Origin of the sequence: Sphingomonas sp. Leaf25 (genome assembly GCF_001421635.1) — a bacterium.
Classification (GTDB): domain Bacteria; phylum Pseudomonadota; class Alphaproteobacteria; order Sphingomonadales; family Sphingomonadaceae; genus Sphingomonas.
In genome coordinates, this window is record NZ_LMKU01000033.1 from 189631 (window position 1) to 195870 (window position 6240).

A 6240-nucleotide genomic window follows, 5' to 3' on the forward strand; every position below is an offset into this window, starting at 1 on the left:
GACCCCTCCCTTGTCAGGGAGGGGAGGAATCACAGGTCCAGTGCCCAGCCGTCGCGGCCCTTGGGATCGATCGGGGCGGTGGGGATGTAGCGTTCCCGGCCGGCGGTGAGGCGCAGCACGCTCCAGTCGCCGCGGCGGTCGACCTCTTCCAGTACCGTGCCGCACGCGGCATAGGCGGCGACGACCGCGTCGCGCTGGGTCTCCAGCAGGCCGGCCAGCACGATCGTCGCGCCGGGCGCGGCGATGGCGGCGACTTCGGGGGCCATCGAGATCAGCGGACCGGCGAGGATGTTGGCGATCAGCAGGTCGTAGGGCGCGGCGTCGGTGATCGCTTGCGCCAGTGCGCCGTCGGCAACGATCAGCTCGACGCGCTCGGAGCGGTTCAGCGCGGCGTTTGCGGCGGTGACGTCGATCGCCACCGGATCGATGTCGGTCGCGATCACCCGTGCCTGCGGCCACAATTCGCGCGCGGCGAAGGCGAGCAGGCCGGTGCCGGTGCCTAGATCGATGACGTTGGCGAACAAGCGGTCCGCCAGCGAATCGAGCATGGCGAGGCAGCCGCTGGTCGTTTCGTGATGGCCGGTGCCGAACGCGCGGCCGGCGTCGATCAGGAACGGCCGGGTGCCCGCCGGGTGATCGCCGTCCCACGCGGCGGTGTGGACGAAGAAGCGGCCGACGTGGAGCGGTTCGAGCCCCGCCTGGCTCATCGTCACCCAGTCCTCGTCGCCCAGTTCGGTGAGCGTCGGCACCGCATTGGCGGCGCTCGGCACCAGCGCGGCGATCGCGGCGACCGCCTGCTCGTCGGGCCAGCCCTCGAAATAGGCGTCGAGCCGCCACGTCTCGGTATCGTCCTCGACCGTTTCGGTGGTCATCAGCACGGGCGCGGGATCGAAGCCGTAATCGTCGGCGGCGTCGATCGCCTCGGCCTCGGCGCGGGTGCAGGGAAGGGTGAGTTTCCAGCTCATCGCACGTAGCTCGCGCCGTTCACGTCGAGCACCGCGCCGGTCATCGACGGCGGGGCGTCCGTCGCGCAGAAGCGGGCGATGGCGGCGACCTCGTCCGGCATGGCGACGCGGCCGAGCGGAATGTCGGCGAGCAGCTTGTCGCCGCCACGACTTGCCAGATAATCCTCGGCCATGCCGGTCATGGTGAAGCCGGGGCAGATGGCGAAGGCGAGGATGCCGTCCTTGGCATAGGCGCGGGCGATGGTCTTGGTCATCGCGACCATGCCGGCCTTGGATGCGGCATAATGCCAGTGCGCCGGGCTGTCGCCGCGATGCGCCGCGCGGCTGGCGATGTTGACGATGCGGCCGGGGGTGCCGGTGTCCTGCCAGTGGGTGACAGCGAGGCGGCTCAGTTCGGCGGCGGCGGTGAGGTTGATGCGCAGCGTGCGCTCCCAGCCGGCGACCCAGTCGGCATGGGGCAGGTCGAGCGGGTTGGCGTCGAACACGCCGGCGTTGTTGATGAGGACATCGATCCGGCCGTCGAGCGCGTCGAGCGCGCGCGCCCAGAGGTCGGCGGGGGCGGCGGGATCGGCGAAGTCGGCGGCGAGCGGCCCGCTGGTCGACTGGACGGCGAGGGCATGGTCGGGGCGGAGCGTGTCGGCGATCGCCGCGCCGATCCCGCGCGACCCGCCGGTGAGGAGGATGTTGGCCATGGGGCGGGGGTGTAGGGGGACGCGCTTGCCGGAGCAACCGTCACCCCGGACCCGTTTCGGGGTGACGATCGTGGCGGAGTTGTCACCTTTACCGAATCCGTCATCCCGGCGGAGGCCGGGATCCATGGTTCCGCAAACGCCGAAGGGTTCGGCCCTGGCGGCACGGTGGATCCCGGCCTTCGCCGGGATGACGAAACGGGGGAGCGTGGCCGGCCTTACGCCGCCTTACGCCGCGACCTTGCCGATGAAGTCGACCGCGCTCGATTTCAGTGCGCCCAGTTCCTGGTCGAGCGAGGTGAAGCCGTCGCCCACCCGGTCGATCTCCGACGCGACGGTTTCGGTATCCTCGCGGATCGCGGCGATCGTCGACGACATCGAATCGGCGGCGAGCGCGGTTTCGTCGACGGCGGCGGTGATCGCGGTGACGGTCTGCGCCTGTACTTCCATCGCGTGGCGGATGCGGATCGCGCTTTCCTGCACCTCGGTCACGGTCGCGCGGATCGAGGCGTTGGTTTCCACGGTCGAGCGGGTCGCGGCCTGGATCGCGGCGATCTTGGCGGCGATGTCGTCGGTCGCGCGCGCGGTCTGGCTGGCGAGGCTCTTCACCTCCTGCGCCACCACCGCGAAGCCGCGGCCGGCATCGCCCGCGCGCGCCGCCTCGATCGTGGCGTTGAGCGCCAGCAGGTTGGTCTGCCCGGCGATGTCGCGGATCAGGCCGAGGATCGATTCGATCGACTTGGCGTGATCGGAGAGGGTTTCGGACATGCCGACGGCGGTGCCCGCCTGTTTCGAGGCGCGGGTGGCGATCTCGGCCGCCGCCTCGACCTCGGTGCGCGCATCCTCGATCGCGCGGATCAGGCCGGCGGAGGTCGCCGCCGCCTCGCGCATCGCGACCGCCGACTGTTCGGCGGCGGCGGCGACTTCGGATGCCTTGCCGAGCATCCCGCGCGCGCTGGCCGAGGTGCGCCCGGCATGGACGCGCAGCGAATCGCTTTCCGAACTGGCGCGTTCGACCGTCGCGCCGATGTTGTCGCGGAATTCATGCGCCAGCCGGTCGCGCCCGACCTGGAGATCATGCTGGAAATAGGCGTTGTAGAGCGAGACGAAAATATCGATCTCGATCGAGCGCAGGCGGAAGAGCAGTTCGGCCGCCTCGCGGAAGGTTTCCTCGTCGGTGATCGCCCGGCGCAGCACGTCGAAGGTGGCGCGCGCCCCGGCATCGGTCATCGACAGGACGGCGGTGAGCGACACGTCGCGCGAGAAGGCGGTGGCGATGGTACGCTCGATCGACTGGACCCAGGCGATGCCGGTCAGGTCGGTGAAGCGGTTGCGCAGATAGTTCACGCCGAGCTGCACCATGCGGTCGAAGTCGGTGTGCAGGCTGGGCAGCGCGCCGACGCGCTGTGCCTGATCGAAATGGCTGGTGGCGATGCTGCGCGCTTCGGGTTCGATGACGCTCCACAGCGCGCGCGAGCCGAGCACGTCGTCCTCGCTGATGTTGAAGATGCGCAGGCGTTCCTGCAGGTCGATCGTCCCGCTCACGCTTTCGGCTGCCGGAAGCTGTCTGGTCGCCACCTGTCCTGATCCCCTGTGCCCGCCCACGCACCGTGGGACATCTGCTCCTTGCCGGAGTACCGCCGGAAGGGTTAACAGCGCGTTGCGTCGCTTGCCTCGAGCGGGCCGGCACCGCCCTGATCGGGCGTTGCCGGAGCAGTCCATAGAGTACCGGACTCGCGCAACGACCCTTGCATCGGGGACGCGGGTGCGTAGATAGGCCACAATATTTCAAGGCCCCGAGCCAAAGGAATCCGAATTTGGCAACCGTCCGCCCCAAGAACCGTCCCACCTCGCCCCATCTTCAGGTCTGGCGCTGGGGTCCGAACATGCTGGTGTCGATCCTGCACCGCGCGACCGGCGTGGCGATGGGCACCGTCGGCCTTGCGCTGTTCGTGTGGTGGCTGGCGGCGCTGTCCGGCGGCGAGGACAGCTATGCGCGCTTCCTGTCGTGGTTCACCGGGCCGCTCGCCCCGGTCGGGTATCTGTTCGGCATCGGGCTCAGCTATGCGCTGTTCCAGCATGTCGGCAACGGCGTGCGTCACTTCTTCATGGATGTCGGCGCGAATTTCGAATTGAAGGGCAACCGGCAGAGCGCCATCGCGACGATCGTGTTCGGCGTCGCGGCGACCGTCCTGCTGTGGGCGTGGCTGATCGTGGGGAAGCAGTAATGGGCAATGGTACGAGCATCGGTCGCGTCCGCGGCCTGGGGTCGGCCAAGACCGGCGCGCATCATTTCTGGCAGCAACGGCTGACCGCCGGCGCCAACCTGTTGCTGATGACGTGGCTGATCCTCAGCCTCGCGCTGCTGCCGGGCCATGATTACAAGACGATGGTCGACTGGGTCGGATCGGCATGGGGCGCGGTGCCGCTCCTCCTCCTCGTCACCTCGGTCGTCTATCACGCCAAGCTGGGGCTCCAGACGGTGATCGAGGATTACCAGCATGACGAGACCAAGGTCGTGCTGATGATCGCGCTGAACTTCGTCTATGGCGCGGCCTGGCTGCTTGCCGTCTTCTCGATCCTCAAGATCGCTTTCACCGGGACGCCCGCATAATGGCCACCGACGCTTACAAGATCATCGACCACACCTATGACGCGGTGGTCGTGGGGGCAGGCGGATCGGGCCTGCGCGCCACCATGGGCATCGCCGAGGCGGGCCTGAAGACCGCGTGCATCACCAAGGTGTTCCCGACCCGCAGCCACACCGTCGCGGCGCAGGGCGGCATCGCCGCGTCGCTCGGCAACAATTCGCCCGATCACTGGTCGTGGCACATGTACGATACCGTCAAGGGATCGGACTGGCTGGGCGATCAGGACGCGATCGAATATATGGTGCGTGAGGCACCGGCGGCGGTCATCGAGCTGGAACATGCCGGCGTGCCGTTCAGCCGCAACGAGGACGGGACGATCTACCAGCGTCCGTTCGGCGGCCATATGCAGAACATGGGCGAGGGCCCCCCGGTGCAGCGCACCTGCGCCGCCGCCGACCGCACCGGCCACGCCATGCTCCACGCGCTGTACCAGCAGTCGCTGAAGTATGACGCTGACTTCTTCATCGAATATTTCGCGCTCGACCTCATCATGGAGGACGGCGTGTGCCGCGGCGTCATCGCGCTGTGCATGGAGGACGGATCGATCCACCGGTTCCGCGCCCATTCGGTGGTGCTGGCGACCGGCGGCTATGGCCGCTGCTATTATTCCGCCACCTCGGCGCATAGCTGCACCGGCGACGGCGGCGGCATGGTGCTGCGCGCCGGCCTGCCGCTGCAGGACATGGAATTCGTGCAGTTCCACCCGACCGGCATCTATGGCGCGGGCGTCCTCATCACCGAGGGCGCGCGCGGCGAGGGCGGATACCTGACCAACAAGGACGGCGAGCGGTTCATGGAACGCTACGCCCCCTCGGCCAAGGATCTCGCCAGCCGCGACGTCGTCAGCCGGTCGATGGCGATGGAGATGCGCGAAGGGCGCGGCGTCGGCAAGGACGGCGACCATATCTTCCTGCACCTCGACCATATCGATCCCAAGGTGCTGGCCGAGCGCCTGCCGGGCATCACCGAAACCGGCAAAATCTTCGCCGGCGTCGACCTGACGCGCCAGCCGCTGCCGGTGACGCCGACGGTCCATTACAACATGGGCGGCATCCCGTGTAACTATCATGGCGAGGTCGTGACCCGGCGTGGCGACGATGCCGATGCGGTCGTGCCGGGGCTGTTCGCGGTCGGCGAAGCCGCCTGCGTGTCGGTCCATGGTGCCAATCGTCTGGGGTCCAACTCGCTGATCGATCTGGTGGTGTTCGGCCGCGCGACCGGCCTGCGCCTCAAGGAGACGCTGAAGCCCGGCACGCCGCACAAGCCGCTGCCCGAGGGTTCGGCCGATCTGGCGCTGGCGCGACTCGACACGTTCCGCAACGCCAGCGGATCGACGCCGACCGCCAAGATCCGCCTTGCGATGCAGAAGACGATGCAGAAGCATTGCGCGGTGTTCCGCGACGACGCGCTGCTGAATGAGGGTGTCGAGCTGATGGACGGCATCTATCGCTCGATGGCCGATGTGAACGTCACCGACCGGTCGCTGGTGTGGAACACCGACCTGATCGAGACGCTCGAACTCGACAATCTGCTGTCGCAGGCGGTGGTGACGATCAAGTCGGCGCAGAACCGCAAGGAAAGCCGCGGCGCGCATGTGAACGAGGACTTCCCCGATCGCGACGACGCGAACTGGATGAAGCACACCATCGCGACGTTCGACGGCTGGGGCGGCAAGACGGGCACCACGGCGATCGATTATCGCCCGGTCCACGACTATACGCTCACCGACGAGGCGGAATATATCAAGCCGAAGAAGCGGGTGTACTGAGCGCTTTTTCCGGGTGCTGAGCGGGGGCGATCGGTTTTCGGACCGGTCGCCCTTTTTCGTTTGCGCGCGCCGGCGCGACGGCCTTGAAGAAGGCAGGATGGGTTCGCGCGGAGGCGCGGAGCAGGTGCGTTCGTGGTACCTCCCCTCCCTGACAAGGGAGGGGCCGG

General features: G+C 68.0%; 6 protein-coding genes. 3 read left to right on the plus strand and 3 right to left on the minus strand.

Annotated features, from left to right (window positions below; translation table 11 throughout):
- Positions 1 to 29 precede the first annotated feature (29 nt).
- From ASE78_RS15935 to ASE78_RS15945, 3 genes are all read right to left on the minus strand, one after another.
- Positions 30 to 965, minus strand: coding sequence for a 50S ribosomal protein L11 methyltransferase (locus tag ASE78_RS15935; protein WP_056498446.1), 936 nt, complete (start codon positions 963 to 965; stop codon positions 30 to 32).
- Positions 962 to 1657: an SDR family NAD(P)-dependent oxidoreductase gene (locus tag ASE78_RS15940; protein ID WP_056498448.1), complete on the minus strand. Its 696-nt coding sequence runs from the start codon at positions 1655 to 1657 to the stop codon at positions 962 to 964. Before ASE78_RS15940 ends, ASE78_RS15935 begins: the two co-directional genes overlap by 4 nt.
- 225 nt (positions 1658 to 1882) lie before the next feature.
- On the minus strand, positions 1883 to 3232 hold the full coding sequence (locus tag ASE78_RS15945; protein WP_056498450.1) for a methyl-accepting chemotaxis protein: 1350 nt from the start codon (positions 3230 to 3232) through the stop codon (positions 1883 to 1885).
- Between the two features lie 239 nt (positions 3233 to 3471).
- On the opposite strand from ASE78_RS15945, the gene sdhC reads away from it, so the two are divergent.
- From sdhC to sdhA, 3 genes are read left to right on the plus strand one after another with little or no spacing between them, the layout of a single operon-like run.
- A complete protein-coding gene (gene sdhC / locus ASE78_RS15950) occupies positions 3472 to 3882 on the plus strand; it encodes a succinate dehydrogenase, cytochrome b556 subunit (protein WP_056498452.1) in 411 nt (136 codons plus the stop codon).
- Positions 3882 to 4268: a succinate dehydrogenase, hydrophobic membrane anchor protein gene (gene sdhD / locus ASE78_RS15955; protein WP_055757507.1), complete on the plus strand. Its 387-nt coding sequence runs from the start codon at positions 3882 to 3884 to the stop codon at positions 4266 to 4268. The genes sdhC and sdhD overlap by 1 nt, the downstream gene beginning before the upstream one ends.
- Positions 4268 to 6073 (plus strand): succinate dehydrogenase flavoprotein subunit, encoded by a 1806-nt coding sequence (sdhA, locus tag ASE78_RS15960; RefSeq protein ID WP_056498455.1) that lies wholly within the window; start codon positions 4268 to 4270, stop codon positions 6071 to 6073. Before sdhD ends, sdhA begins: the two co-directional genes overlap by 1 nt.
- Positions 6074 to 6240: the final 167 nt, after the last annotated feature.

Coding starts and splice junctions, on each gene's coding strand:
- ASE78_RS15935 (WP_056498446.1), bottom strand. CDS start 965: ATGAGCTGGAAACTCACCCTTCCCTGCACCCGCGCCGAGGCCGAGGCG.
- ASE78_RS15940 (WP_056498448.1), bottom strand. CDS start 1,657: ATGGCCAACATCCTCCTCACCGGCGGGTCGCGCGGGATCGGCGCGGCG.
- sdhD (WP_055757507.1), top strand. CDS start 3,882: ATGGGCAATGGTACGAGCATCGGTCGCGTCCGCGGCCTGGGGTCGGCC.
- sdhA (WP_056498455.1), top strand. CDS start 4,268: ATGGCCACCGACGCTTACAAGATCATCGACCACACCTATGACGCGGTG.